The sequence below is a fragment of the Pseudomonas sp. Yb2C2 genome, assembly GCF_052112325.1.
Taxonomy (GTDB): Bacteria; Pseudomonadota; Gammaproteobacteria; order Pseudomonadales; family Pseudomonadaceae; genus Aquipseudomonas; species Aquipseudomonas marginalis.
Genome location: NZ_JAVAJK010000023.1, coordinates 14,523 through 39,240 on the forward strand (window position 1 = coordinate 14,523; position 24,718 = coordinate 39,240).

25 protein-coding genes are annotated in these 24,718 nt (G+C 60.8%); 16 read left to right on the forward strand and 9 right to left on the reverse strand.

Annotated features, from left to right (window positions below; translation table 11 throughout):
* Positions 1-2 precede the first annotated feature (2 nt).
* A complete protein-coding gene (mmsB, locus tag Q8X51_RS25950; RefSeq protein WP_065925946.1) occupies positions 3-890 on the forward strand; it encodes a 3-hydroxyisobutyrate dehydrogenase in 888 nt (295 codons plus the stop codon).
* A gap of 179 nt (positions 891-1,069) precedes the next feature.
* Here mmsB and Q8X51_RS25955 read toward each other — a convergent pair whose 3' ends face one another.
* Positions 1,070-1,414, reverse strand: a complete 345-nt coding sequence (locus Q8X51_RS25955) for a cupin domain-containing protein (protein ID WP_110621685.1) — start codon at positions 1,412-1,414, stop codon at positions 1,070-1,072.
* Positions 1,415-1,714: 300 nt separating this feature from the next.
* Between Q8X51_RS25955 and kynB the strand changes: the two genes are divergently transcribed.
* Together kynB and kynA are read left to right on the forward strand one after the other, a co-directional pair.
* Entirely contained in the window at positions 1,715-2,365 is a 651-nt protein-coding gene (gene kynB / locus Q8X51_RS25960) for an arylformamidase (RefSeq protein WP_407694719.1), read from the forward strand.
* The gene (gene kynA, locus Q8X51_RS25965; RefSeq protein WP_027607676.1) at positions 2,362-3,219 is read left to right on the forward strand and encodes a tryptophan 2,3-dioxygenase; all 858 of its coding nucleotides are present in this window, start codon (positions 2,362-2,364) and stop codon (positions 3,217-3,219) included. Before kynB ends, kynA begins: the two co-directional genes overlap by 4 nt.
* A gap of 43 nt (positions 3,220-3,262) precedes the next feature.
* Here the strand turns inward: kynA and Q8X51_RS25970 are convergent, their stop codons facing one another.
* From Q8X51_RS25970 to antA, 4 genes are all read right to left on the reverse strand, one after another.
* Positions 3,263-4,669, reverse strand: a complete 1,407-nt coding sequence (locus Q8X51_RS25970; RefSeq protein WP_065925948.1) for an amino acid permease — start codon at positions 4,667-4,669, stop codon at positions 3,263-3,265.
* A gap of 57 nt (positions 4,670-4,726) precedes the next feature.
* Positions 4,727-5,734: an anthranilate 1,2-dioxygenase electron transfer component AntC gene (gene antC / locus Q8X51_RS25975; RefSeq protein ID WP_065925949.1), complete on the reverse strand. Its 1,008-nt coding sequence runs from the start codon at positions 5,732-5,734 to the stop codon at positions 4,727-4,729.
* Positions 5,735-5,940: 206 nt separating this feature from the next.
* A complete protein-coding gene (gene antB, locus Q8X51_RS25980) occupies positions 5,941-6,432 on the reverse strand; it encodes an anthranilate 1,2-dioxygenase small subunit (protein WP_065925950.1) in 492 nt (163 codons plus the stop codon).
* Complete coding sequence (gene antA, locus Q8X51_RS25985; RefSeq protein ID WP_065947227.1) at positions 6,432-7,823, reverse strand: anthranilate 1,2-dioxygenase large subunit; 1,392 nt, start codon at positions 7,821-7,823, stop codon at positions 6,432-6,434. Before antA ends, antB begins: the two co-directional genes overlap by 1 nt.
* Before the next feature lie 312 nt (positions 7,824-8,135).
* Here antA and Q8X51_RS25990 point away from each other — a divergent pair, with 312 nt between their 5' ends.
* A complete protein-coding gene (locus tag Q8X51_RS25990) occupies positions 8,136-9,128 on the forward strand; it encodes an AraC family transcriptional regulator (RefSeq protein ID WP_074847615.1) in 993 nt (330 codons plus the stop codon).
* Positions 9,129-9,173: 45 nt separating this feature from the next.
* On the opposite strand, the gene Q8X51_RS25995 is transcribed toward Q8X51_RS25990, so the two are convergent.
* Entirely contained in the window at positions 9,174-10,049 is an 876-nt protein-coding gene (locus tag Q8X51_RS25995) for a LysR family transcriptional regulator (RefSeq protein WP_065925953.1), read from the reverse strand.
* A 114-nt stretch (positions 10,050-10,163) separates the two neighbouring features.
* On the opposite strand from Q8X51_RS25995, the gene Q8X51_RS26000 reads away from it, so the two are divergent.
* The 3 genes from Q8X51_RS26000 to catA are packed head-to-tail and all read left to right on the forward strand — an operon-like array spanning position 10,164 to position 12,565.
* On the forward strand, positions 10,164-11,291 hold the full coding sequence (locus Q8X51_RS26000; protein WP_407694720.1) for a muconate cycloisomerase family protein: 1,128 nt from the start codon (positions 10,164-10,166) through the stop codon (positions 11,289-11,291).
* Between the two features lie 12 nt (positions 11,292-11,303).
* Complete coding sequence (gene catC / locus Q8X51_RS26005; RefSeq protein ID WP_027607668.1) at positions 11,304-11,594, forward strand: muconolactone Delta-isomerase; 291 nt, start codon at positions 11,304-11,306, stop codon at positions 11,592-11,594.
* A 41-nt stretch (positions 11,595-11,635) separates the two neighbouring features.
* Entirely contained in the window at positions 11,636-12,565 is a 930-nt protein-coding gene (gene catA, locus Q8X51_RS26010) for a catechol 1,2-dioxygenase (protein WP_065925955.1), read from the forward strand.
* An 80-nt stretch (positions 12,566-12,645) separates the two neighbouring features.
* On the opposite strand, the gene Q8X51_RS26015 is transcribed toward catA, so the two are convergent.
* Complete coding sequence (locus tag Q8X51_RS26015; RefSeq protein WP_003176072.1) at positions 12,646-13,119, reverse strand: Lrp/AsnC family transcriptional regulator; 474 nt, start codon at positions 13,117-13,119, stop codon at positions 12,646-12,648.
* Between the two features lie 144 nt (positions 13,120-13,263).
* On the opposite strand from Q8X51_RS26015, the gene kynU reads away from it, so the two are divergent.
* On the forward strand, positions 13,264-14,514 hold the full coding sequence (gene kynU, locus Q8X51_RS26020; protein ID WP_074847613.1) for a kynureninase: 1,251 nt from the start codon (positions 13,264-13,266) through the stop codon (positions 14,512-14,514).
* Between the two features lie 117 nt (positions 14,515-14,631).
* Positions 14,632-16,038: an amino acid permease gene (locus tag Q8X51_RS26025; RefSeq protein ID WP_137212845.1), complete on the forward strand. Its 1,407-nt coding sequence runs from the start codon at positions 14,632-14,634 to the stop codon at positions 16,036-16,038.
* Here Q8X51_RS26025 and Q8X51_RS26030 read toward each other — a convergent pair.
* Complete coding sequence (locus Q8X51_RS26030) at positions 15,984-16,880, reverse strand: LysR substrate-binding domain-containing protein (protein ID WP_074847611.1); 897 nt, start codon at positions 16,878-16,880, stop codon at positions 15,984-15,986. The genes Q8X51_RS26025 and Q8X51_RS26030 overlap by 55 nt on opposite strands.
* Before the next feature lie 107 nt (positions 16,881-16,987).
* Here Q8X51_RS26030 and Q8X51_RS26035 point away from each other — a divergent pair, with 107 nt between their 5' ends.
* The 7 genes from Q8X51_RS26035 to Q8X51_RS26065 all read left to right on the forward strand — a co-directional run bounded on the left by Q8X51_RS26035 (position 16,988) and on the right by Q8X51_RS26065 (position 23,988).
* Entirely contained in the window at positions 16,988-17,752 is a 765-nt protein-coding gene (locus tag Q8X51_RS26035; RefSeq protein WP_407694721.1) for a sulfite exporter TauE/SafE family protein, read from the forward strand.
* 118 nt (positions 17,753-17,870) lie between these two features.
* Positions 17,871-18,461: an NAD(P)H-dependent oxidoreductase gene (locus Q8X51_RS26040; protein ID WP_065925960.1), complete on the forward strand. Its 591-nt coding sequence runs from the start codon at positions 17,871-17,873 to the stop codon at positions 18,459-18,461.
* Positions 18,462-18,491: 30 nt separating this feature from the next.
* Complete coding sequence (locus Q8X51_RS26045) at positions 18,492-19,388, forward strand: LysR family transcriptional regulator (RefSeq protein WP_065947220.1); 897 nt, start codon at positions 18,492-18,494, stop codon at positions 19,386-19,388.
* A 103-nt stretch (positions 19,389-19,491) separates the two neighbouring features.
* On the forward strand, positions 19,492-20,385 hold the full coding sequence (locus tag Q8X51_RS26050) for an NAD-dependent epimerase/dehydratase family protein (RefSeq protein ID WP_065947219.1): 894 nt from the start codon (positions 19,492-19,494) through the stop codon (positions 20,383-20,385).
* A 184-nt stretch (positions 20,386-20,569) separates the two neighbouring features.
* On the forward strand, positions 20,570-21,748 hold the full coding sequence (locus Q8X51_RS26055; protein ID WP_074848241.1) for an AAA family ATPase: 1,179 nt from the start codon (positions 20,570-20,572) through the stop codon (positions 21,746-21,748).
* Entirely contained in the window at positions 21,741-22,421 is a 681-nt protein-coding gene (locus Q8X51_RS26060; protein ID WP_065947218.1) for a hypothetical protein, read from the forward strand. The genes Q8X51_RS26055 and Q8X51_RS26060 overlap by 8 nt, the downstream gene beginning before the upstream one ends.
* A gap of 121 nt (positions 22,422-22,542) precedes the next feature.
* Complete coding sequence (locus tag Q8X51_RS26065) at positions 22,543-23,988, forward strand: SulP family inorganic anion transporter (protein WP_065925964.1); 1,446 nt, start codon at positions 22,543-22,545, stop codon at positions 23,986-23,988.
* A 131-nt stretch (positions 23,989-24,119) separates the two neighbouring features.
* Here the strand turns inward: Q8X51_RS26065 and Q8X51_RS26070 are convergent, their stop codons facing one another.
* Positions 24,120-24,500, reverse strand: a complete 381-nt coding sequence (locus Q8X51_RS26070) for a lysozyme inhibitor LprI family protein (RefSeq protein WP_065925965.1) — start codon at positions 24,498-24,500, stop codon at positions 24,120-24,122.
* Positions 24,501-24,718: the final 218 nt, after the last annotated feature.

Here is a 24,718-nt window from a genome sequence, read left to right on the forward strand (position 1 = left end):
CCATGAAGATTGCATTTATCGGCTTGGGCAACATGGGCGCACCGATGGCCCGCAACCTGATAAAGGCCGGCCATGGGCTGAACCTGTTCGACCTGAACCAGACGGTGCTCAAGGAACTCGCCGAATTGGGCGGCAACATCAGCGACTCGCCGCGTGACGCTGCCCGCGGCGCCGAGCTGGTGATCACCATGCTGCCCGCCGCCGCCCATGTGCGCAGTGTCTGGTTGAATGAAGACGGTGTGCTGGCGGGGATCGGCAACGGCGTGCCCGCGGTGGATTGCAGCACCATCGACCCACAGACCGCGCGCGACGTCGCCGCTGCTGCCGCCAAGCAAGGCGTGGTGATGGCCGACGCACCGGTCTCCGGCGGCACCGGCGGGGCGCAGGCCGGGACCCTGACCTTCATGGTCGGCGCCACCCCGGAACTGTTCGCCACCCTGCAACCGGTGCTGGCACAGATGGGCCGCAACATCGTGCACTGCGGCGATGTGGGCACCGGGCAAATCGCCAAGATCTGCAACAACCTGCTGCTCGGCATCAGCATGGTCGGCGTCAGCGAAGCCATGGCCTTGGGCGACGCGCTGGGCATCGATACCCAGGTGCTGGCCGGGATCATCAACAGCTCCACCGGGCGCTGCTGGAGTTCCGACACCTACAACCCATGGCCGGGCGTGATCGAAACCGCGCCGTCGTCCCGTGGTTACACCGGCGGGTTTGGTGCCGATTTGATGCTCAAGGATTTGGGCCTGGCTACCGAGGCGGCGCGCCAGGCGAAACAGCCGGTGATTCTGGGGGCTGTGGCTCAGCAGTTGTACCAATCGATGAGTCAGCGTGGGGAAGGGGGCCAAGACTTCTCGGCGATTATCAACAGCTACCGCAAGCCCAAATAAGGGCATTCAGGGACGAGCATTGTGGTGAGCGGGCTTGCCCCGCGCTGGGGCGCGAAGCGGCCCTGAAACCAGACGCCGCATTCTTTCTGAGAGAATGCGGCGTTTTTTATTGGGGCTGCTTTGCAGCCCAGCGCGGGGCAAGCCCGCTCACCACAGAAGGCGACTGCACCACAAAAAACTCAAGCAAACACAAAATACTTACGTACCGTCTCGACCACTTCCCACGTTCCCTTCATCCCTGGCTCCACCACAAAGATATCCCCAGCCCGCAAGTGAATCGGTTCCATCCCCTCAGGCGTGATCACGCAGTAGCCTTCCTGGAAATGGCAGTATTCCCATTTCACATATTCGACATACCACTTGCCCGGCGTGCAGATCCAGGTGCCCATGATCTTGCTGCCGTCTTCGCTGGTGTAGGCGTTGAGGTTGACGGTGTGCGGGTCGCCTTCGAGCTTTTCCCATTTGCAGGCATCCAGGACCGGCAGGGGGTGGGTGTCGCGCAGTACGGTGATGGGCGTGGACATGATGACTCCGAGGCAGGGAATGGAAAGATGCACCCTAAGGCCTGGGACGTTGCGCCAGTGGTCTGAACTCGACATCGGGATGCCCAGAAGCGCAGGTGAACACGACTCCTCAAGCCATGTGCAGTCAATGTGGGAGGGGGCTTGCCCCCGATGGCGCCGGGTCAGCCGACACTTTTGAGCGTGAATCAGTCATTTCCTCGCAGTAAGTGCGAAAGAAGTCACTCACGGCGCACGAATTCGCAAGAAAATTCACGTCTGGCCCTCGTATCATTCACCCCAGTAACCGCCGAGAGCCTTCAAATGACCTCAATAAAAACGTGGTGGGATATCAGCCCGCCCTTGAGCACGGCAACCCCGACCTGGCCGGGCGATACGCCGTTCCAGGAAGAGCGTGTGTGGCAGTTCGGCCCGGAGTGCCCGGTGAATGTCGGACGCATCACCCTGTCGCCGCACACCGGCGCCCATGTGGATGCGCCGCTGCATTACAGCGCCGACGGAGCGCCGATTGGCGAGGTGTCGCTGGAGGTGTACATGGGCCCGTGCCGGGTGCTGCATTGCCTGGACAGCGGTGCGCTGGTCCAGCCCCATCAGTTGCAAGGGCGTGTGGATAACCTGCCGGAGCGCGTGCTGCTGCGTACTTATCCACAAGCACCGCTGACCGAATGGGATTCGAACTTCACCGCCATCGCCCCGCAGACCATTGAACTGCTGGCCGGCCTGGGTGTGCGCCTGATCGGTATCGACACGCCCTCCCTGGACCCGCAACAGTCCAAGGCCATGGATGCCCACAACGCCGTGGCGCGGCATGGCATGGCGATCCTTGAAGGCATCGTGCTCGACGACGTACCGGAGGGCGACTACGAACTGATCGCCCTGCCGCTGCGTTTCGCCAACCTGGACGCCAGCCCGGTCCGTGCCATTCTCCGCCCGCTCAAGGAGCCCACGCGATGAGCCAATGTCCTTTCTCTGCCGACTACCAGCCACCGGAAGAATGGCATAACGCCGAACTGAATTTTTCCGAGTCCATGAGCTACGGCGACTACCTGGACCTGGGCAAAGTGCTCAGCGCCCAGCACCCGCTGTCGCCGGACCACAACGAAATGCTCTTCATCATCCAGCACCAGACCTCCGAGCTGTGGATGAAGCTGATGCTCCACGAACTCAAGGCCGCCCGCGAACACGTGCGCCTGGGCGAGTTGCCGCCGGCATTCAAGATGCTGGCGCGGGTGTCGCGGATCTTCGATCAACTGGTGCACGCCTGGGCCGTGCTGGCGACCATGACGCCGTCGGAATACAAGGCGATTCGCCCGTTCCTGGGGCAATCGTCCGGGTTCCAGTCGTTCCAGTACCGCGAGATCGAATTTATCCTCGGCAACAAGAGCCCGGCGCTGTTGCGCCCCCACGCCCATCGGCCTGAGTTGTTGCAGGCGTTGCAGGTGGCGATTGCCACGCCGTCGCTGTATGACGAGGCGATCAACCTGATGGTCAAGGCGGGGCTGGCGATTGACCCCAAGCGTGCCGAGCGCGATCCGACGGCGGCGACCGTTCACGATGAGTCGGTGGAGGCGGCGTGGCGCGAGGTGTATCGCGATCCGAGCCGGTATTGGGACTTGTATCAGTTGGCCGAGAAGTTTATCGACCTGGAGGATTCGTTCCGCCAATGGCGCTTCCGGCATGTGACCACAGTGGAGCGGATTATCGGCTTCCAGCCCGGCACCGGCGGCACCGAGGGCGTGGGTTACCTGCGCAAGATGCTCGACACCGTGCTGTTCCCCGAGCTGTGGCGAGTGCGCTCCACGCTGTAAACAAAAAGCCCCGGATCACCGGGGCTTTTCATTTGCAATGCAATCAAATGCGGGAGGCGGCGACCGCTTTCGTCTTGCTCATTCGCAACCGGTAGGCCACATAGATAACCCCCACCCAAACCGGCATCGCATACACCGACTCGCGAATCCCCGGGATCGCCAGCATCACGCTGATGATCATCAGCATGAACGCCAGGCACAGGTAGTTGCTGAACGGGAACCAGAAGGTCTTGAACGACGGTGTTACCCCTTGCTCACCCATGGCTTTGCGGAACTTGATGTGGGTGATGCTGATCAGCGCCCAGTTGATCATCAGCGAGGCAACCACCAGCGCGAACAGCAGCTCCAGGGCACTTTGCGGTGCCACGTAGTTGACCACCACGCACAGCATCGTCACCAGCGCCGAGATCGCCAGGGCTCGCAGCGGTACGCCTTGCTTGTTGAGCTTCATCAGCGCTTTCGGCGCATCGCCTTGCTCGGCCAGGCCGAACAGCATGCGGCTGTTGCAGTACACGCCGCTGTTGTACACCGACAGCGCCGCGGTCAGCACCACGAAGTTGAGGATGTGGGCGGCGGTGTCGTTGCCGATCAGCGAGAAGATCTGCACAAACGGGCTGCCGCTGTAGGCATCGCCTGACGCGCCGAGGGTTTGCAGCAGTTGATCCCATGGGTACAGCGACAGCAGTACGGTCAATGCGCCGACGTAGAAAATCAGGATCCGGTACACCACCTGGTTGATCGCCTTGGGGATCACCTTGCGGGGCTCACTGGCCTCGGCAGCGGTGATACCCACCAGCTCCAGGCCGCCGAACGAGAACATGATGAAGGCCATGGACATCAACAGCCCCATGCCGCCATTCGGGAAGAATCCGCCGTGGCTCCACAGGTTGCTGACCGACGCTTGCGGGCCGCCGGTGCCGCTGAACAGCAGGTAACAGCCGAGCACGATCATGCCGACAATCGCCACCACCTTGATGATCGCGAACCAGAACTCCGCTTCACCGAAGAACTTCACGTTCAGGGTGTTGATCAGGTTCACCGCGACAAAGAACACCAGGGCGCTGACCCAGGTCGGGATCTGCGGCCACCAGAACTGGATGTACTTGCCCACCGCAGTCAGCTCGGCCATGCCCACCAGCACGTAGAGCACCCAGTAGTTCCAGCCGGCCAGGAAGCCCGCGTAACCGCCCCAGTATTTGTGCGCGAAGTGGCTGAACGAGCCGGCCACCGGTTCTTCGACGATCATCTCGCCGAGCTGGCGCATGATCAGGAACGCGATGAAACCGGCGATCGCGTAGCCCAGGATCATCGACGGCCCTGCCGACTTGAGTACCCCGGCCGAACCGAGGAACAGCCCCGTGCCTATCGCCCCGCCCAAGGCGATCAACTGAATATGCCGGTTCTTAAGGCCACGCTTGAGGCCTGCCGGGTTAACCATGTCATCCGCCATTAACGTTCCCTTCTACTTGTTTTTCTCGGGGTAGAACCCCTCAGAAGTGCTGAGGAGTCAGATATTACTCTGCGTAAACTTTTCGTAATACAGCTGAACGCCATCAAGTGCCTGATCCGCCAGCCATTGTTGGATGGATTCGACCATTGGCGGAGGGCCGCACACGTACATATCCGCCAATCCGTCGCGCAATTCGGCCAGGTCGAAATGCTCGGTGAGGTAGCCGCGCTTGCCGGCCCAGTCGGGGGCGGCATCGCTGAGGACTTCGGTGTAGCGAAAACCCGGCAGTTTCGCCGCATAGGCCGCGATGCGTGGGGCTTCGCATAAGTCCTCGGCGCCGCGTACGCCATAGTAGAGATGCACCGGCTGGTTGCAGCCGGTGGCGGCCAGTTGATCGAGCATGCCCAGCAGCGCCGACAGCCCGGTGCCGCCGGCGACCAGCACCAGCGGTTGGGTCACATGGCGCAGGTAGAACGCACCCAGCGGTGCTTCCATCCGCAGTTCATCGCCGACTTGGCAGCGCTCACGCAGGTAGTTGCTCATCACCCCATCGGGCAGCAAGCGGATCAGGAACTGCAATTGATTGCCCGCCAGGTTGGCGAAGGAGTAGGAACGCCAATGGCCTGTGCCCGGTACCGCAAGGCGCGCATATTGGCCCGGTAGAAAATCCAGCGGCGCATCCAACTGCACCTTCAGGATCGCCGTGCTGGTCGACACCTGTTGCACCTCGCTGACCGTCCCGCGCACTTGCACCGGCCCCGGCGCATTGCACAGGCTCGAATCAAAGTCGAAGTAGAACGCCGCGTCGGACTTCACCCGCGTCTGGCAACTGAGCATCTTGCGCTGTTGCAGGTCGAGCCTAGAGAGGGCTTCCTCGTCCACATAGTCCTGGGTGTAGTCACCCGACTCGCACCGCCCCTGGCAGGTGCCGCACACGCCTTCGCGGCAGTCCAGGGGGATCTTGATGCCATTGCGCAGCGCCGCATCCAACAGGATTTCATTTGCGCCCACCGGGAAAAACAGGGTCTTGCCGTCGGCAAAACTGAAGGCCACTTTGTGATTCATGTGTTGTTCTCTGCATATTTATGACGTACGTACGGCCTGTTGTGGTGAGCGGGCTTGCCCCGCGCTGGGCTGCGAAGCAGCCCCATGAGAGTCGCCGCATTTTTCCCGCCAAACCGCAGTGCTTGCACCAAGGGCCGCTGCGCGACCCAGCGCGGGGCAAGCCCGTTCACCACAAAAAGCCCGCTCACCACAACAACAAGGGTGCTTTAGAGGTGATAGAAATCCAGCACCGAATTGATGGTGTCGTTAAGCAGCAGCGCATGCTTGCGAGTGATCAGCCAACTGTCGCCATGGGGCTTGAGGCGATAGGTGGCATGCCCGTAGAACTGCTCCGATGTGGCCAGCCGATAGAACAGCGTGTGCCAGTTCAACCGGACCTCCAGCGTGCCGTCCGCCTGCTCGGCGATGCGTACGTTGTTGATCAGGTGCAAGGTGCGCGGCATCGGTGTAGCGGACGCCGCCTTGCCGGTGCGCAGGCGGAACACGCGGTCTTCCAGGCCCGAACGGTTGGCGTAGTAGATCAGCGACATCTCGCGCTTGGGGTCGCGGGTGTAGACGTGCTCCGAGTCCCATTGCGGCAGGTGGAATTCGCTCTGGGGGTCGAACAACTGCACGTAGGCGTCCCAGTCCTGGGCGTCGCACAGCTCGGACTTAAGGTAGAAAAACTGCTCGATCCGATACTGCAATGGCGCATTCATCATTCCACCTCCCGCAGTGTCAGCGCGTGTTGGTCCAGGCCCTTGAGCAGGAACTGCTGCCAGTTGCGGTGCTGGTTGACGTACAGGCCTTCATGGGTGAATTCGGTGCCGGTCATGGCCGGCGAGATGCCGATGGCTTCGCTGTTCGGCGTTGGCCCGGTTTCCCAGCGATGGCTGCCGCGTGAAATATCGCTCCAGCGTTCCAGGCGGCCCTGGAAACCACGCTGGGCTTCGCGGAACTCCACCAGGTCGTCCGGTGTGCCCATGCCCGAGACGTTGAAGAAGTCTTCGAACTGGCGAATACGGTTTTCACGGTCGGCGTCGGATTCGCCTTTCACCCCCAGGCACTGGCTGATGATCTCGGTCTTGTTCCACGCCACCGGACGAATGATGCGCAGCTGCGAGCTGATCTGGTCGAGGAAGAACAGGCTCGGGTAGATATTCAGGTTACGCAGGCGGTGCATCATCCACTCGGCCTTCTGCTGGCCATGCTCTTGTACCAGGCGCGGCATGATGGTGGCGTAGCCGGAGCGCACGCTGGGGTTGGGCATGTCGCTGAACAGCACGCTGTGGCCATTGTTGAAGGCGAACCAGCCGTCATCGGTGTTGGCGTCGCCGGCGCCGAGCTTGCTGTAGTCCAGGGTGCTGGCGGACCCGCTGCCGCTCTCGGTATTCACCTGCTGGCGATGCTGCACCGTGGCCACGTAGTTGTAGTGCACGGTGCTGACGTGATACCCGTCCAGGCCGTTTTCGTTTTGCAGTTTCCAGTTGCCGTCGTAGGTGTAGGCCGACTTGCCCGGCAGCACCTCCAACTCACCAGTGGCGGACTGCGCGACCATCATGTCGAAGAACACTTTGGCGTCGCCGAGGAAGTCTTCCAGGCTGTCACGGCCATTCACATCCAGGCTGATGAAGACAAAACCCTTGTAGCTCTCGATGCGGGCCTTTTTCAGGCCGCGCGTTGCCTTGTCGAAACTTTCCGGATATTCCCCCGGCGCCTTGACCTTCACCAGCCGGCCATCGCTCTTGTAGCACCAGGCGTGGAACGGACAGGTGAAGGTGGACTGGTTGCCTTTGCCGACCCGGGTCAGGGTGGTGCCGCGATGCTGGCAGGCGTTGACCAGCGCATTGAGCCGGCCCTCGCCATCACGGGTAATGATCATCGGCTGGCGCCCGGCGCGCATCGTCACGAAGTCATGATGATTGGCCAGTTCGCTTTCATGGCAGGCGTAGATCCAGTTCTTCTCGAAGATCAACTCCATCTCAAGATCGAACAGTTCCGGCTCGGTGAACATGTCGCGGGCGATGCGGAATACGGCGTCTGCTGGGCGAAAATCCAGGCAGCTCTCGATAAAGCTTTTCCATTGCTCGACGCTTCTTGCACCACTCATGGGAGGCACCTTTTGATAATGGCTGAACAGGTGAGCCATTAAGAGGCTGCGGCAAGGTGGCGGGCTATCCGCTTAATGGGGGAAGGTGGGCCGCAAAGTTGGGCAGCAAATACCCACGGTGGTGCAGGGCGGTGACGCGACGCGCTACCGTCTGGCGAGGCAAGGGGCGTCAACACCTGCGGTTTATCCACATAGTGGACGGTTGCTATCCACCCGGTTGCAATCGGGCCGGCGTGGCGTAGAACTTGCTGTGGAGCCACAACGACGCGCCGCCAGAGCGCGCAACCGCCTGACCGCCGTGGGTGCACACTGATGAATAGTCCTACACGCGATATCCATGTCCAACGCTTCGACCTCGAAGGCGCCCGCAGCTGGATGTCCGGCATTTGCGGGCCGCACCGCCTGGCGACGAGCACGCCCGAGCGCCTGCGCTTTCATCACAGTGCCAACGTGTTCAAGTCCCGGGCCACCACCCTGGGCGTGATCGAATACGGCACCGACGTGACCATCGATATCGAAGACGCCGAGCACTTCAGCAGCTACAGCCTCACGCTGCCGTTGGTGGGTGAGCAGGAGCTGAGCAAGAACGGCCAACGCCTGAGTTCCAACCGTGATCAGGGCGTGATCATTGCGCCCAATGAACACCAGGTGCTGGCCATATCCGGTGACTGCCGCAAGTTGCAGGTGGTGATCACGCGGGCGGCGATGAGCGAGTCGCTGGAGGGCTTGCTGCAACGGCCGGTTGACGCGCCACTGCAATTTGAACCGGTGATGGATGCGGTGGAGGGGGCGTCGGCGTCGTGGTGGCGCATGGCGCGCTACTTCATCGCCGAATTGGAGTGCCGTAGCGAATTGTATGAACAGGCGGCGTTCACCCGTGACCTGGAAAGCTCATTGATCAAGGGCCTGATCCTCGCCCAACCGAACAACTACTCGGAAGAACTGCGCGCCGTACTGGGGGTGAAACTGCCCCATTACCTGATCCGTGCGCGCCAATACATTCACGCCAACGCCCGCGAGGCGCTGCACCTCGAAGACCTGGAAGCCGCTGCCGGGGTGTCGCGGTTCAAGCTGTTCGATGCGTTTCGCAAGTACTTTGCCCTGTCACCCATGGCCTACCTGAAGAAGCACCGGCTGAGTGCGGTGCGCCAGGAAATCCTCGAGCACGGATCGATCCGCACCATCTCCGAGATCGCCTTCGGCTGGGGCTTTACCCACCTGGGGCGGTTCTCGGCGGAGTATCGAAAACTGTTCGATGAATCCCCCAGCCAGACGCTGCAACGCATGCGTATGCGCAGTACTTGAACCTGATGAAGATCAACCTGTGGGAGGGGCGGTACCTGGGCGATTTCAGATCAGTTCTTCAACCAACTGCAGGCAATGACTGAGCCCCGGCGACTGATCATTCACCCGTCGGCTGAGAATGATCGGCGAGGTCGCCGTCGCTTCCACAACCGGCGTGTAGCCGATATCCGCGCGATGCAGCACCTGCACCGACGCCGGCACCAGTGTCACGCCCATGCCCGCACCGACCAGGCCGATGGCGGTCTGCAGTTCGTTGGTCCACTGCGCCACCTTGAGGCTCAGGCCGTGGGCGTCGAACAGTGCAATCACATGGTCGGCATAGCTGGGGCGCGGGTTACCGGGGTAGAGCACAAACGGCTCGGCGGCCAGTTGGGCGAGGGTCGCGGGTGCATCGAGCAATGGGTGGCCGGCGGGCAGCACGGCGACCAACCGATCCTCCACCAGCACGCGCTGGACGATGGCCGGGTCGTCGATACGAATGCGCCCGAAGCCCACGTCGATACGTCCGGCCTTGAGCGCCTCGACCTGCTGCAAGGTGGTCATCTCCGACAGCCCCAACTCCAGTTCCAACGCCTCATGGCTGCGCAACCGCCGGATCAATTCCGGCAGCACGCCATACAAGGTCGACGGCGCAAAGCCGATGCCCAGCCAGGTCTTCTCGCCCTGGCCGATGCGGCGGGTGTTGTCGCAGACCTTGGCCAATTGTTCGAGCAACACATTGGCGTGCTCATAGAAAAACCGCCCGGCTTCGGTCAGCCGCAGCGGTCGGCCACGCTCCAGCAGAATCACGCCCAATTCCTCTTCCAATTGTTGGATCTGCCGGCTCAACGGTGGCTGGGCGATGTGCAGGCGTTCGGCCGCGCGGGTGAAGTTGAGGGTCTGCCCCAACACCTGGAAGTAGCGCAGATGACGCAGTTCCATAACGGCTCCTTTCATACCTTAAGGGTATTGCTCGAGACTAATTCTATATTGGAAGCCAGGAAAAATGCGGCACAGAATCGACGTAAATCTATAAAGAACCCAGCGGGTATTGCCATGCCGATTTGCGCCATCGAGTCGATCGAGACCATTATCGTCGACCTTCCCACCCTTCGCCCGCACAAGCTGGCGATGCACACCCTGCAAAACCAGACGTTGGTAATCATCCGCGTGCGCTGCGCCGACGGCATCGAAGGCATCGGTGAATCCACCACCATCGGCGGCCTGAGCTACGGCAACGAGAGCCCCGACAGCATCAAGGTCAACATCGACCGTCACTTCGCCCCACTGCTGATCGGCCAGGACGCCAGCAATATCAACGCGGCCATGTTGCGCCTGGAACGCAGCATTCGCGGCAACACCTTTGCCAAATCCGGTGTCGAAAGCGCTTTGCTCGACGCCCTCGGCAAGCGCCTTAACCTGCCGGTCAGCGAACTGCTCGGTGGGCGTGTGCGCGATGCACTGCCGGTGGCCTGGACCCTCGCCAGCGGCAATACCGCCCAGGACATTGCCGAGGCCGAAAAGATGCTCGACCTGCGCCGCCACCGCATCTTCAAATTGAAGATCGGTGCCGGTGAAGTTGGCGAGGACCTGGCCCATGTCATCGCGATCAAACAGGCCCTGGGCGAGCGTGCCAGCGTGCGCGTCGACGTCAACCAGGCCTGGGACGAAGCCGTGGCCCTGCGTGCGTGCAAGGTGCTCGGCGACCACGGCGTCGACCTGATCGAACAGCCGATCTCGCGTAACAACCGTGGCGGCATGGCCCGGCTCAACCTGTCGAGCCCGGCGCCGATCATGGCCGACGAATCCATCGAGTGTGTGGAAGATGCCTTCAACCTGGCCCGTGAAGGCGCGGCCTCGGTGTTCGCCCTGAAGATCGCCAAGAACGGCGGCCCCCGCGCGGTATTGCGCACCGCCGCGATTGCCGAGGCCGCTGGTATCGGCCTGTACGGCGGCACCATGCTGGAAGGGGGGATCGGCACCCTGGCGTCGGCGCATGCCTTCCTCACGCTGAACAAACTGGCGTGGGGCACCGAGTTGTTCGGCCCGCTGTTGCTGACCGAAGACATTCTTGCCGAGCCGCCGCTGTACCGCGATTTCCAGCTGCATGTCTCCCACATGCCGGGCCTGGGCCTGGCCATCGATGAGGAGCGCCTGGCGTTCTTCCGTCGTGGCAAACACTAAGAGGCGCCGCCCATGTTGTTCCACGTAAAAATGACCGTGAACCTGCCCGTCGACATGCACCCCGAGCGCGCCGCCAGCCTCAAGGCCGACGAAAAGGCCTTTGCCCAGCGTCTGCAGCACCAGGGCAAATGGCGCCACTTATGGCGCATCGCCGGGCTCTACGCCAACTACAGCGTGTTCGACGTCGACAGCGTGCAAGAACTGCATGACCTGCTGATGCAACTGCCGCTTTACCCCTACATGGCCATCGAAGTGAATGCCTTGTGCCGGCACCCTTCGTCGATCCATGAAGACGACCGCTAGGCCGGTTTTCACCCTGATAACTACAAGATGAGGAACGCACCATGTCCATCCGACTGTCCCAGACTGCCCAGGCCCAACGGTTTCTCGAAGAAGCCAGCGGCAACCTCACTGACGGCGGCAACCCGCGCACCAAGGCGCTGATCTACCGGATCCTGCGCGATACGGTAAACATCATCGAAGACCTGGACGTGACCCCGGAAGAGTTCTGGAAGGCGGTCAACTACCTCAACGAACTGGGCAAGCACCAGGAGGCCGGACTGCTCGCCGCCGGGCTCGGCCTGGAGCATTACCTGGATATGCTGATGGACGCCGCCGACGAGGAAGCCGGCAAGTCCGGTGGTACCCCGCGCACCATCGAAGGTCCGCTGTATGTGGCCGGCGCGCCGCTGTCGAAGTACGAGGCGCGGCTGGACGATGGCAAGGACGACGCTGTGCCGCTGTTTATGCGCGGGCAGGTGCGCGACACCGACGGCAAGCCGTTGGCGGGGGCGATTGTCGATGTGTGGCAGGCCAATACCGGCGGTACGTATTCGTGGTTCGACCCGACGCAATCCGAATTCAACCTGCGCCGCCGTATCGAGACCGACGCCCAGGGCAACTACCGCTTTCGCAGCATCGTGCCGTCGGGCTACGGCTGCCCGCCGACCGGGCCGACCCAGCAGTTGCTCGATCAACTGGGGCGTCACGGGCAGCGCCCGGCGCATATCCACTTCTTCATCTCGGCGCCGGGGTATCGGCACCTGACCACCCAGATCAACCTGTCGGATGACCCGTACCTGCACGATGATTTTGCCTACGCGACGCGGGACGAATTGATTGCCGAGATTCGCTTCAGCGACGATCAGCAACTGGCGCGGGAGTTTGGCGTGGAAGGGCGGTTTGCGCAGATTGATTTTGACTTTGAGTTGCAGACCGCCGCAGCGCCGGTAGAGCAAAAACGCATGCAGCGGGTTCGCGCGTTGGAGGATTGATCAATACGGTCAAAAATGTGGGAGGGGGCAAGTCGAATCGTCGCACCGCCCCTCCCACATTTGATCGGTGTCGTGGCTGACTATTTGCGAACGACCAGATCAAGCACCTCATCCCGATCCTTGATCTTCTGCAACACAATCTCCGAGCGGATATCCATCACCCCCGCCGTGCGGTTCAGGTGGTTCACGATAAAGTCCGAAAAGTGCTTGAGGTTGCGTGCCTGCACCCGCAGCACATAGTTGCTGGCGCCGGTGATCACGTAGGCGCTGGCCACTTCCGGCCAGCCTTGCACCTTCTTGATAAACGTCTCATGCCAATCCTCCACATCCTGGCGCAATGACAGGTGGACGATGGCCTCCAGTTCAATCCCCAACTGCTCGGCATTTAACACTGCACGGTAGCCGCTGATAATCCCTTCGCTCTCCAGCAGGCGTAGACGACGCAGGCAGGCAGAGGGCGACAACGCGACTTTTTCCGCCAGTTCCTGGTTGCTGATACGGCCATCCTGTTGCAGGAAATGCAGGAGGCGCAGGTCGGTGGCGTCAAGGATCATGGTTAGAATAAATCCGCGTATTTAGGGGTTAAATTCGAATTTCCTACAGCTTAATTAGCCTGTTACCCACCACTTTGCACGAAAATTCTCTAAATCTTCGTTCATTATTTGCTGCATCCTCACCGACAAAAACCAGGACAACCCATGACCCCTCGCAGCCACTGCCAAGCCCTCGACACCCAGGACCCGCTGGCGCCGCTACGTCAGCAGTTCGCCTTGCCGCAGGACGTTATCTACTTGGACGGCAACTCCCTCGGTGCGCGTCCGGTGGCGGCGTTGGCGCGGGCGCAGGCGGTCATCGCGCAAGAGTGGGGCAATGGCTTGATCCGCAGTTGGAACAGCGCCGGCTGGGCCGACTTGTCCCAGCGCCTGGGCAACCGCCTGGCGCCGCTGATCGGTGCGCGGGACGGTGAGGTGGTGATCACCGACACTACCTCGATCAACCTGTTCAAGGTGCTCAGCGCCGCCTTGAGCGTGCAGCGCCAACGTGAGCCGGCGCGCAAGGTGATCGTCAGCGAAGCGAGCAACTTCCCCACCGATTTGTACATCGCCCAGGGCCTCGCCGAGTTGCTGCAACAGGGCTATTCCCTGCGCCTGGTCAACAGCCCGGATGAACTGCCCCGGGCCATCGACGGCGACGTGGCGGTGGTGATGCTCACCCACGTCAACTACAAGACCGGCTACATGTACGACATGCAGGCGCTCACCGCCTTGAGCCATGAATGCGGCGCGCTGAGCATCTGGGACCTGGCGCATTCGGCCGGCGCAGTGCCCATCGACCTGCACGGGGCCGGTGCTGACTATGCGATTGGCTGCACTTACAAATACCTCAACGGCGGCCCCGGCTCCCAGGCGTTCGTGTGGGTCAACCCGGCGTTGGTAGACCTGGTGCACCAGCCGCTGTCGGGCTGGTTCGGGCATACCCGGCAGTTCGCCATGGAATCCAGCTATGCGCCGAGCGCCGGCATCGCCCGCTACCTGTGCGGCACCCAGCCGATCACGTCGCTGGCGATGGTGGAATGCGGCCTGGAGATTTTCGAACAGACCGACATGGCCCGCCTGCGCAGCAAATCCCTGGCGCTGACCGACCTGTTTATCGAGTTGGTCGAAAGCCGCTGCGCCGCCCACAACCTTGTGCTGATCACTCCCCGTGAACACGCTCGGCGTGGCAGCCATGTGAGCTTCGAACACCCGGAGGGATATGCGGTGATCCAGGCTCTGATCGCACGTGGCGTGATCGGTGATTACCGCGAGCCGCGCATCATGCGTTTTGGGTTTACGCCGCTGTACACGAGTTTTACCGAGGTGTGGGATGCGGTGGAAATCCTCGGTGAGATTCTCGACAACGGCACCTGGGACCAGCCGCAATTCAAGGTCCGCCACAGCGTCACCTGAAGATAATGCAGATCAAAATGTGGGAGGGGCGGTGCGACGATTCGACTTGCCCCCTCCAACAGGGGATTTGCGTCAATATCCAAATAGTGCAACCACAATAATAAAGGGGCACACCACGTGAGCACACCCGACAACGGCTTTGCCGAGATCACCCACCGCGAACTGGGCCTGAGGCGCCAGCTCACTTCCGGCCAGATGAGCATGATCGCCATCGGTGGCGCCATCGGCACCGGGCTGTTCATGGGCAGCGCCTATGCCATCGGCTACGCCGGGCCCAGCGTGCTGGTGAGCTACGCGATCGGCGCGTTGATCACCTTGCTGCTGATGGGCTGCCTGGCCGAGATGACGGTGGCCCATTCCACCTCGGGCTCTTTCGGCGCCTATGCCGAGTTCTACATCAGCCCGCTGGCCGGGTTCCTGGTGCGTTATGCCTACTGGGCGGCGATTGTGCTGGCGGTGGGGGCCGAGGTCACGGCGGTGGCGATGTACATGAAGTACTGGTTCGCCCACGTGCCGGAATGGGTGTGGATCGTGTCGTTTTCCAGCGTGCTGATCCTGCTCAACGCCATCAGCGTCAAGACTTTCGGCAACTTCGAATACTGGTTTTCGACGATCAAGATCAGCGCCATCGTCGGCTTCATCATCCTCGCGGTGTACGTGGTATTCGGCTCCGGCAACCCGCAATACGGGGTGCAGAACTACACGGCCCACGACGGGTTTTTCCCCCATGGCTTGAGCGGCATGTGGATCGCCGTGATCGTGTCGATCTTCAGCTACCTGAGCGTCGAGATGATTGCCGTGGCTGCCGGTGAGGCGGCGGACCCGGAGCAGGCCGTGAAGAAAGCCTTTCGCGCGACCATCGTGCGGCTGGTGGTGTTTTACCTGCTGACCCTGGCGCTGATGCTCGCCATCGTGCCATGGAACCAGGCCGGCCAGGCCCAGAGCCCGTTCGTCACGGTGATGCAGACCATCGGCATTCCCGGCGCCACCGGGGTGATGAATTTCGTGATCCTGATTGCGGCCTTGTCGGCGATGAACAGCCAGCTCTACATCACCACGCGCATGATGTTCAGCCTGTCCCGCGCCGGCTTTGCGCCCAGGTCCATGGGGGCGTTGAGCAAGAGCGGCATTCCGCTGAATGCCTTGCTGTTGTCCAGCTCGGGCATCGCCCTGGCGACGCTGTTGAACCTGGTGTACCCGGAAAGTTCGTTCACCCTGATGATGGCGATCTCGATGTTTGGCGCGATCTTCACCTGGTTCATGATCTTCCTCACGCACCTGTTCTTCCGGCGCTATCGCAAGCGTCATGGCGGCGCGAAGCTGTCGTTCCAGTTGCGCCTGTTTCCCTACAGCACGTTATTGGGGCTGATGCTGATGGGCGCGGTGATGATCACCACGTACTTCACCGAAGCGTTCAAGATGACCCTGGTGTTTGGCGTGCCGTTCCTGCTGATTCTGTCGGCGGTGTATTACGGGTTTTTCCGCAAGGGCAGGGCCAAGGCATCGAACAAGGCCTTGGCGTAACCCGGCAATTGTTCGAACGAGCGCGCGCATAACAGCAACGTGCGGCAAGCCCACTCTTCCTGCAACGGCTGGGCGATGAAGCGGCGCGGCGCTGGCCAGCGCGCCAGCGCCGCCTGGGGCACGATGCCCAGGCCGGCGCCGCGGGCCACCATGCGAATCAGCCCGTCAAAACCCTCGGCGCGGATGCGCGTCTGCACACGAAAGCCCGCGTGCAGTGCCTGTTCTTCCAGATACACCGCGAGGGCGCTGGCGGCGGCCAGACCCACGTAGTCGTATTGCAGGCTGTCGACAAAGCTCACCGTGCCGCCCGCCAGGGGATGGTCGTGCGGCATGATCAGCGCCAGCGGGTCGTCGCGAAAGGGCAAAGTCTGCAAGCCATGGGTGTCCACGGCGTCGGAGATGATCCCCAGCTCCGCCGTGCCCTGGCGCAAGGCCTGGGTGATGCGCAGGCTGGGCAATTCCTGCAGGTCGATATCGAGGTTGGGGTGTTCGCGCAGAAAGTCCGCGAGCAGTTCCGGCAGGTATTCGCTGAGCGCAGTGGTGTTGCACAGCAGGCGCACCTGGCCTTTGACGCCCTTGGCATATTCCGCCAGGTCCTGTTGCAGGTGCTCGGCCTGTTGCAACAACAGGCGGGCGTGACGGGCCAGGGCCTTGCCTGCCGGTGTGGGGGTGACGCCGCGACGTCCACGCTGGAGAAACTCGATGCCCAACGACGCCTCCATCGCCCGGATGCGGGCACTGGCGGCGGCCAGGGATAAATGGCTGCGGGCCGCGCCGGCGGTGATGTTGCCGGTGTCGAGGGTGTGCAGGTAGAGGCGCAGGTCGATCAGGTCAAAGTGCATGGCTGATGGCTCGAGGGAGTAGACGGGCCTCAGGCTCACGCAAAACAAGAGGCTACCTCAGTATATGGCGAATTTTAGAGCGCATCGAAAAGTCGCACACTCTGCCCATGAATACCTTCCTCGCGTTTTACCAGAACCTCGGCCCCGCCCTTACCTTGCTGGTGATCGGCACCTTCCTGCTGGCCGGTACGGTCAAGGGTATCATCGGCCTGGGCCTGCCCACTGTCGCCATGGGCATGCTCGGCCTGGCTATGTTACCGGCGCAGGCTGCGGCATTACTGATCATCCCTTCGACCGTCACCAACCTGTGGCAATTGGCATTCGGCGGGCACCTGAGTGCGTTGCTCCGGCGGCTGTGGCCGATGTTGCTGCTGATTTTCCTCGGCACTGGGCTGGGCACGGTGTGGCTGGGGATGGACGGCGGGCAATGGGTGGTGCGCGCACTGGGCGCGGCGTTGCTGGCGTATGCACTGAGCGGACTGTTCCTGCCCACGTTCAAGGTCAAGGCCCGGACCGAGCGTTGGCTGGGCCCGGTGTGCGGGCTGATCACCGGCCTCATCACCTCGGCCACCGGTGTGTTTGTGATTCCTGCCGTACCGTACCTGCAGGCACTGGGTTTGAATCGCGATCAACTGGTGCAGGCGTTGGGGCTGTCGTTCACGGTATCGACCCTGGCCCTGGCCGCCGGTCTGGCCTGGCACGGCACGTTGGGCGCTGGCGCAATCAACGCCTCGTTGCTGGCCTTGGTGCCGGCGCTGCTGGGCATGTGGCTGGGCCAGGTGGTGCGCCAGCGCATCAGTGCGGTGCTGTTCAAGCGGGTATTTTTTATCGGCATGGCACTGCTGGGCGGGCATTTACTGATCGGCGGTTAACAATTCATGATCCATTCGTGCCTTGTGGTCAAAGGTATTTTGCCCGGTGGCCGCTTATTCCCAAGGGCCGAGGTGGATAGTCTGCGTCCAGACATTTTCAACCTTCTGGATGCTTCCCATGAAAAAAGTACTCCTGCTCAACGGCGGTAAAAAGTTCGCCCACTCCGATGGCCGCTACAACACCACCCTGCATGACACCGCCTTGGCGGTATTGGACCGAGGCGGTATCGACGTCAAAGTCACCCATATCGACGAAGGCTACGACGTGGCTGAAGAGGTCGCCAAATTCCTCTGGGCAGACGTGATCATCTACCAGATGCCCGGCTGGTGGATGGGCGCGCCGTGGATCGTCAAGAAGTACATCGACGAAGTCTTCACCGAGGGCCACGGCAGCCTGTACGCCAGCGATGGCCGCACCCGTTCCGACGCCTCACAGAAATACGGCAGCGGTGGCCTGGTCCAGGGCAAGCACTACATGCTGTCACTGACCTGGAATGCACCGCAGCAAGCCTTCGACGATCCGACCGATTTCTTCGAAGCCAAGGGCGTGGATGCGGTGTACTTCCCGTTCCACAAAGCCAACGAGTTCCTCGGCATGACCGGCCTGCCGACCTTCCTGTGCGTGGACGTGATGAAACGCCCGGCCATCGAGGTGGATGTGGCGCGCTACGAACAGCATCTGGCGCGGGTGTTCAACCTCTCGGTGTAAGCTGCGGTACACCGATAACGAGGACCGCCCGTGAAAGCCCGATCCGATGAGCTACAGATCTTCGTCAGCGTGATTGAGTGCGGCTCGATTTCCGCCGCCGCGGAGCAGGTCGGGCAGACGCCATCGGCGGTCAGTCGCACCCTGTCGCGCCTGGAAGCCAAGCTTGAGACCACGCTGATCAACCGCACCACGCGGCGCATGGACCTGACCGAGGAGGGCAAGTACTTCTTCGAGCAGGCCAAGCTCATCCTGGCGCAGATGGACGAGCTGGAAGAGCGTCTGTCGTCACGTCAGAAGAACCCCGCCGGGCGCCTGCGCATCAATGCCGCCGTGCCGTTCATGCTGCATGGGATCGTGCCCTACATCGCCGAATTCCGCCGTTTGTACCCGCAGATCCAGCTGGAGTTGAACAGCGATGACCTGATCATCGACCTGCTGGAACAGAGCACCGATATTGCGATTCGCATCGGTGCCCTGGCCGACTCAACCCTGCATGCGCGATCCCTGGGCTGTACGCCGCTGCATATCCTCGCCAGCCCTGATTACCTCAAACAGTACGGCACGCCGACGACGGTCGCCGAGTTGGCTGACCATACCCTGCTGGGCTTTACCCAGACCGAAACCCTCAACCACTGGCCGCTGCGTCATGTGGAGGGTGACCGCTGGCTGATCGAGCCCAGCGTGGCCGCGTCCAGTGGTGAAACCCTGCGCCAGTTGGCGTTGGAAGGGCAGGGCATTTGTTGCCTGTCGAACTTCATGACCGTCGAAGACATCAATGCCGGGCGCCTGGTGCCGGTGCTGGAGGCGTTCAACAGCGGGTATCGCCAACCGATCCACGCGGTGTTCTACCGCAACTCGCAATTGGCGCTGCGCATCCAGTGCTTCCTGGACTTTATCCAGGCCAAGCTGGCGCGGTATGCCTGCTGATTCGTGACCCTCACGCAAGAGTGAATTGGGCGGTGCGGGCTTATTCGTCAGGGATGAGTCCGTAACAATGGACCCATCACTTACCCCGTCAGGAGCACTCTCCATGCACGTATTCATTACCGGCGCAGCCGGTTTTATCGGCGGTTCCATCGCCACCGGCCTGGTCAAGGCCGGTCACACGGTCACCGGCCTGGTACGTAGCGCCGAGCAAGCGGCTGAAATGACCGCCCTGGGCATCAACCCGGTGATCGGCACCCTCGACGATGCTGCTGTGTTGACCGAGCAAGCGCACAAAGCCGATGCAGTGATCAATGCCGCGAGCAGCGACCATCGTGCTGCGGTGGAAACCCTGCTGGCCGCACTGAAAGGTTCGGACAAGCCATTCCTGCACACCAGCGGTTCGAGCATCGTGGGGGATGCGTCGGGCGGTAAGTCCAGCGATGTCATCTATTTCGAAGACAGCCTGCCGGAACCGACCGTCGACAAGGCTGCCCGCGTGGCCATCGACAACCTGATCCTGGCGGCCGCAAAAGACGGCGTGAACTCAGCGGTGATCTGCAACACGCTGATCTACGGCCACAGTCTCGGTGTGAAGCGCGACAGCGTGCAACTGCCGCGCTTGCTCAAGCAGGCACGCAAGAGCGGTGTGGTGCGCCATGTCGGCACCGGGCAGAACATCTGGTCCAACGTGCACATTGAAGACGTGGTGGCGCTGTACCTGCTGGCACTGACCCGCAACGTGCCGGGTACGTTCTACTTTGTGGAAAGCGGCGAGGCCTCGTTTATCGACATGACCACGGCGATTGCCCAAGCCCTGAACCTGGGCCGGCCGCAGGATTGGCCGTTGGCCGAGGCTGAGGCCGAGTGGGGCTATGAAATGGCCAACTATGGCCTGGGCTCCAACAGCCGCGTGCGCGGCAGGCATGCCCGCGAGTTGCTGGGCTGGGCGCCGAAGCGTACGTCCGTAGTCGAGTGGATTCGCCACGAGATGGTTTAACAGAGGTGGGACACGGAGGGTATGCAGCTTAAGCGGTCGCCATTGGGCGGCCGTTTGTGTTTATGGACTGAATGAACGTGTACATGGATTGCGTGAAAGGCTTCCAGCCTAGAGAATGCAAGGATTCTGTTATCAGGCTTATGCCCGCCTGCGGTTTTTGGCGATGAAAGACTTGGAGTCTCGAATGATAAAAACCATAGTGATTAAAGGCTTCAAGTCTATTCCAGAGTTGACGCTAGAGTTAGGACGAGTTAATTGCTTTATCGGCGCCAACGGTGTCGGTAAAAGTAATATCTTGGAGGCCATTGGTGTTTTGGGCGCAGCAGCAAACGGCGTAGTTGATTCGGAGTCTCTTCTGCGACGTGGCGTCAGACCTGGTTTGCCGAGACTTTACAAAACGTCGTTCACCGGCGGAAGAACGCCGCCAGAAATTCGATTGAGTGCCATAGGTGCTCAAAGTGAGGAATATCGAACTTCAATTTTGAACCCTATTGATAAGCCTGAGCCGGCTTGGGAGTTCAAGACAGAGTATCTACGAGATTCGAATACTGAGATTCTGACTGCCGGTGTCAGAAGTTTGAAAAATTTGAAACCTACTGCTGGATTGGCGGCACTTAAGTTGGTGGATCTTTCACCGGATAACCCGGCTGCCAAATTGATGCAGCAGTTGCAGGACTACGCGATTTATAGCCCGAATACACCCACCCTACGGGCAATGGTGGCTGACCCGCAAACGCGTTCACCGCTGGGGTTGTCGGGCGGGCGGCTGGCTGACGCATTTGCTGAACTCAAGAGTGCTTTGGACGCTGATCCGCAATTGATGGACTCCGTACTGGAGTTAATCGACTGGGTTGTCGATATTGACGCCGTATCAACGGCAAATTCTTTATTGTCACCCTCGGTATCCCGTACTGGCCAAAGCGTTCTAAAGCTTACTGATCGATATATGAAAAGTGGGCGCAACTCTCTCACGGCATACGACGCCAGTGAGGGCGCTTTGTACGTATTGTTCAGTGCAATTCTATGTTTATCTCCTGCCGCGCCGATGGTGCTTGCGATTGACAATCTGGACCAAGCCTTGAACCCGCGTCTTGCCATGCGGCTGACTGAAAAACTGTCTTATTGGTTGAAGAAAAACGATGCCCGCAGACAGCTACTGTTTACAACTCATAACCCTGCCGTACTTGATGGACTTGACCTTTCGGATGATGAAATTCGTTTATTTGCGGTTGATCGCAATAGTGAAGGCCATACCAGTGTTATTCGGATAGAGCCAACCGAAAAGCTACTGAAAATGAACAAAGAATATCCGCTGTCCCGGCTATGGATGATGGGGCACCTAGGGGCGCTGCCCAATGTCTGACTTGCGCATCGCGTTGATCGCCGAAGGAAAAACCGACCTGGTGGTGGTGGAGGCTGCTCTTAAGGCGATTTTATTAGAGCCGTTTGTTCTCAAACTGATACAACCAGAAGCATCTTCACGTGAACTGGGTGAGGGCTGGGGTGGTGTTGCCAAGTGGTGTCATCAAAGTGTCGAGCGCGGTGAGGGCGTATTGCATGATGATCCAACACTTTTTTTGTATGACTTTTACATCATTCATTTGGACGCTGATGTGGCTGGCATGACGTATGCGCATGCCAGGCTTGAAGAGCTTGCTCAGCAACACAGTTGGGGCGCGTTGCCGTGTCAGATGCCGTGTCCTGTTGCACAGGATTCGGTTACCGCTTTGCGTACCGTCCTGCTGTCCTGGCTAGGCAATCCTGTTCCCACAAGCAAGACAGTGATTTGTATTCCCTCCAAGGCTATTGAGTCTTGGTTGGCGGCCGCCATCCTCCCGGCGACTGCAACTGCGCTTACAGATATCGAATGCAATTTTAATATGAAAACGGTATTGGCTCAGTTGCCCAAGGCGTCCCGGATCAACAAGCGAGCTGACTACATATTGAGAGCCCCTTTAGTCCAGAGTAGATGGAAGCGGGTATGTCAGCTTTGCACCCAGGCCGATGTCTTTGATCAGGATGTCAGAGCTGTGTAGTCTTCGTCGGCTGTTAAGATTCCCGCGATTTTCACACCCTTCAAAAAAGGCGATCAGTCAGGATCGCGTTTGTCATCATTGATGGCTGAAGTTTTTACTGACTTATACTTTTTGGTACCTCATGAACCTCACCCGTCTGCGCGCCGATGCCCTAGCCGGCCTCACCACGTCCTTTGCGCTGCTGCCCGAATGCATCGCCTTTGCCCTGGTGGCTCACCTCAACCCGCTGATGGGGCTGTACGGCGCCTTTATCATCTGCACCCTCACGGCGTTGTTCGGCGGCCGGCCCGGCATGGTGTCCGGGGCGGCAGGCTCGATGGCGGTGGTGATCGTCGCGCTGGTGGTACAGCACGGCGTGGAATACCTGCTGGCTACGGTGCTGCTGGGCGGGCTGATCATGGTCGCGTTCGGCCTGTTGCGCCTGGGCAAGCTGGTGCGTATGGTGCCGCACCCGGTGATGCTGGGGTTCGTCAACGGCCTGGCGATCATCATTGCCCTGGCCCAGTTGGAACATTTCAAGAACGGTGAACGCTGGCTCAGCGGTACGCCGTTGTACGTGATGACGGGCCTGGTGCTGGTGACCATGGCCATCGTCTACCTGCTGCCGCGCATCACCCGTGCGGTGCCGCCGGCCCTGGTGGCGATCCTTGGCGTGGGCCTGGCCGTGTACCTGCTCGGCCTGCCGACCCGTACCCTCGGCGACATGGCCCACATCGCCGGCGGCCTGCCGAGCTTCGCGCTGCCGCAGATCCCCTGGACCCTGGAAACCCTCGGCATCATCGCCCCCTATGCGTTCCTGATGGCCATGGTCGGCCTGCTGGAAACCCTGCTGACCCTGAACCTCACCGACGAAATCACCGAGACCCGTGGCTACCCCGACCGCGAAAGCGTGGCCCTGGGCGCGGCGAATATGCTCTCGGGCCTGTTCGGCGGGATGGGCGGTTGCGCGATGATCGGGCAAACCGTGATCAACCTCAGCTCTGGCGGGCGTGGACGTTTCTCCGGGGTGTTCGCCGGGGTGATGATCCTGCTGTTTATTTTGTTTCTGTCACCGCTGATCGAGCGGATCCCGCTGGCGGCGCTGGTGGGGGTGATGTTCGTGGTGTCCCAGCAGACCTTCGCCTGGGCGTCCCTGCGGGTGATCAACAAGGTGCCGCTCAATGATGTGCTGGTGATTATCGCGGTAACAGTGATCACGGTGTTCACCGACCTGGCCACCGCCGTGCTGTGCGGCATCGTGATCGCAGCACTGAACTTTGCCTGGCAACAGGCCCGTGAGCTGTACGCCGATGAGCATCTGGAAGCGGATGGCAGCAAGCTCTATCGCCTGCACGGTACGCTGTTCTTTGCCTCGACGACGCCGTTCCTGAACCAGTTCGACCCGGCCAACGACCCCGCCCAGGTGACGCTGGATTGTCGTCACCTGAGCTTTGTCGACTACTCGGCGATTGCCGCACTGATGACCCTGCGCGAGCGCTACAGCAAGGCCGGCAAGCATTTGCGCGTGCTGCATTTGTCCGAACGCTGCAAGAAGCTGCTCAAGCGTGCCAAGGTTCACCACGACTGATCACATACCCCTGTAGGAGCGAGCTTGCTCGCGAAAAACCAGAGAGCGCCGCGGGCATCCAGAAAGCCCGCGTTGTCGTTGGCGATCTTCGCGAGCAAGCTCGCTCCTACAGAGGGCGATGCAGCCTTGCATTACGGCCCGACCAGGTCTTCCAGTTCCTGGGCGCGGGTCTGGGTCATGTCCAGCACGCAGCCGGTGCCGTTGACCTGGTCGATGGTGCCGCCGGTAGCCGAGCCGACGAAGGCACAATTGGCGTCACGGTACTTGATCCACAGGCGCTGCAGGTCCTGCAGTTGCTGCCTGCGGTTGCCTTCCTGGGCGGCGAGGGCGGTTTTGTAGGCTTTGTTCAGGCGCGTGTCTTGCACCTTGGTTTCCTTGACGTTGCAGCTGACCATGTCGGCAGTGGTATTGGCGCCGTCCATGCATTTTTTCAGCGCCGGGTTGTCGGCAGCGGCGGCAGTGCCGCACACGGCGAGAAGCAGGGCGCCGGCGGCGAGTGTGGTGCGAATCATGCTCGATTTTCCTGGCATCGGTGGATGTGCATTCTATGACTCAAGCCTCTTCGTTGAGTTTCCAGCCTTCTCTGAACTTCATGTAAGAACACCCCCCGAATTTTCATGCGCGGCCCTTGGGCATACCCCAACGCGACAGCGCTTATCTGTGGGCGAAAGTTACTTTCATAAAATTTGAAAATGCTCCTCGGTAATGATTTATGAGTTTCACAACCAAT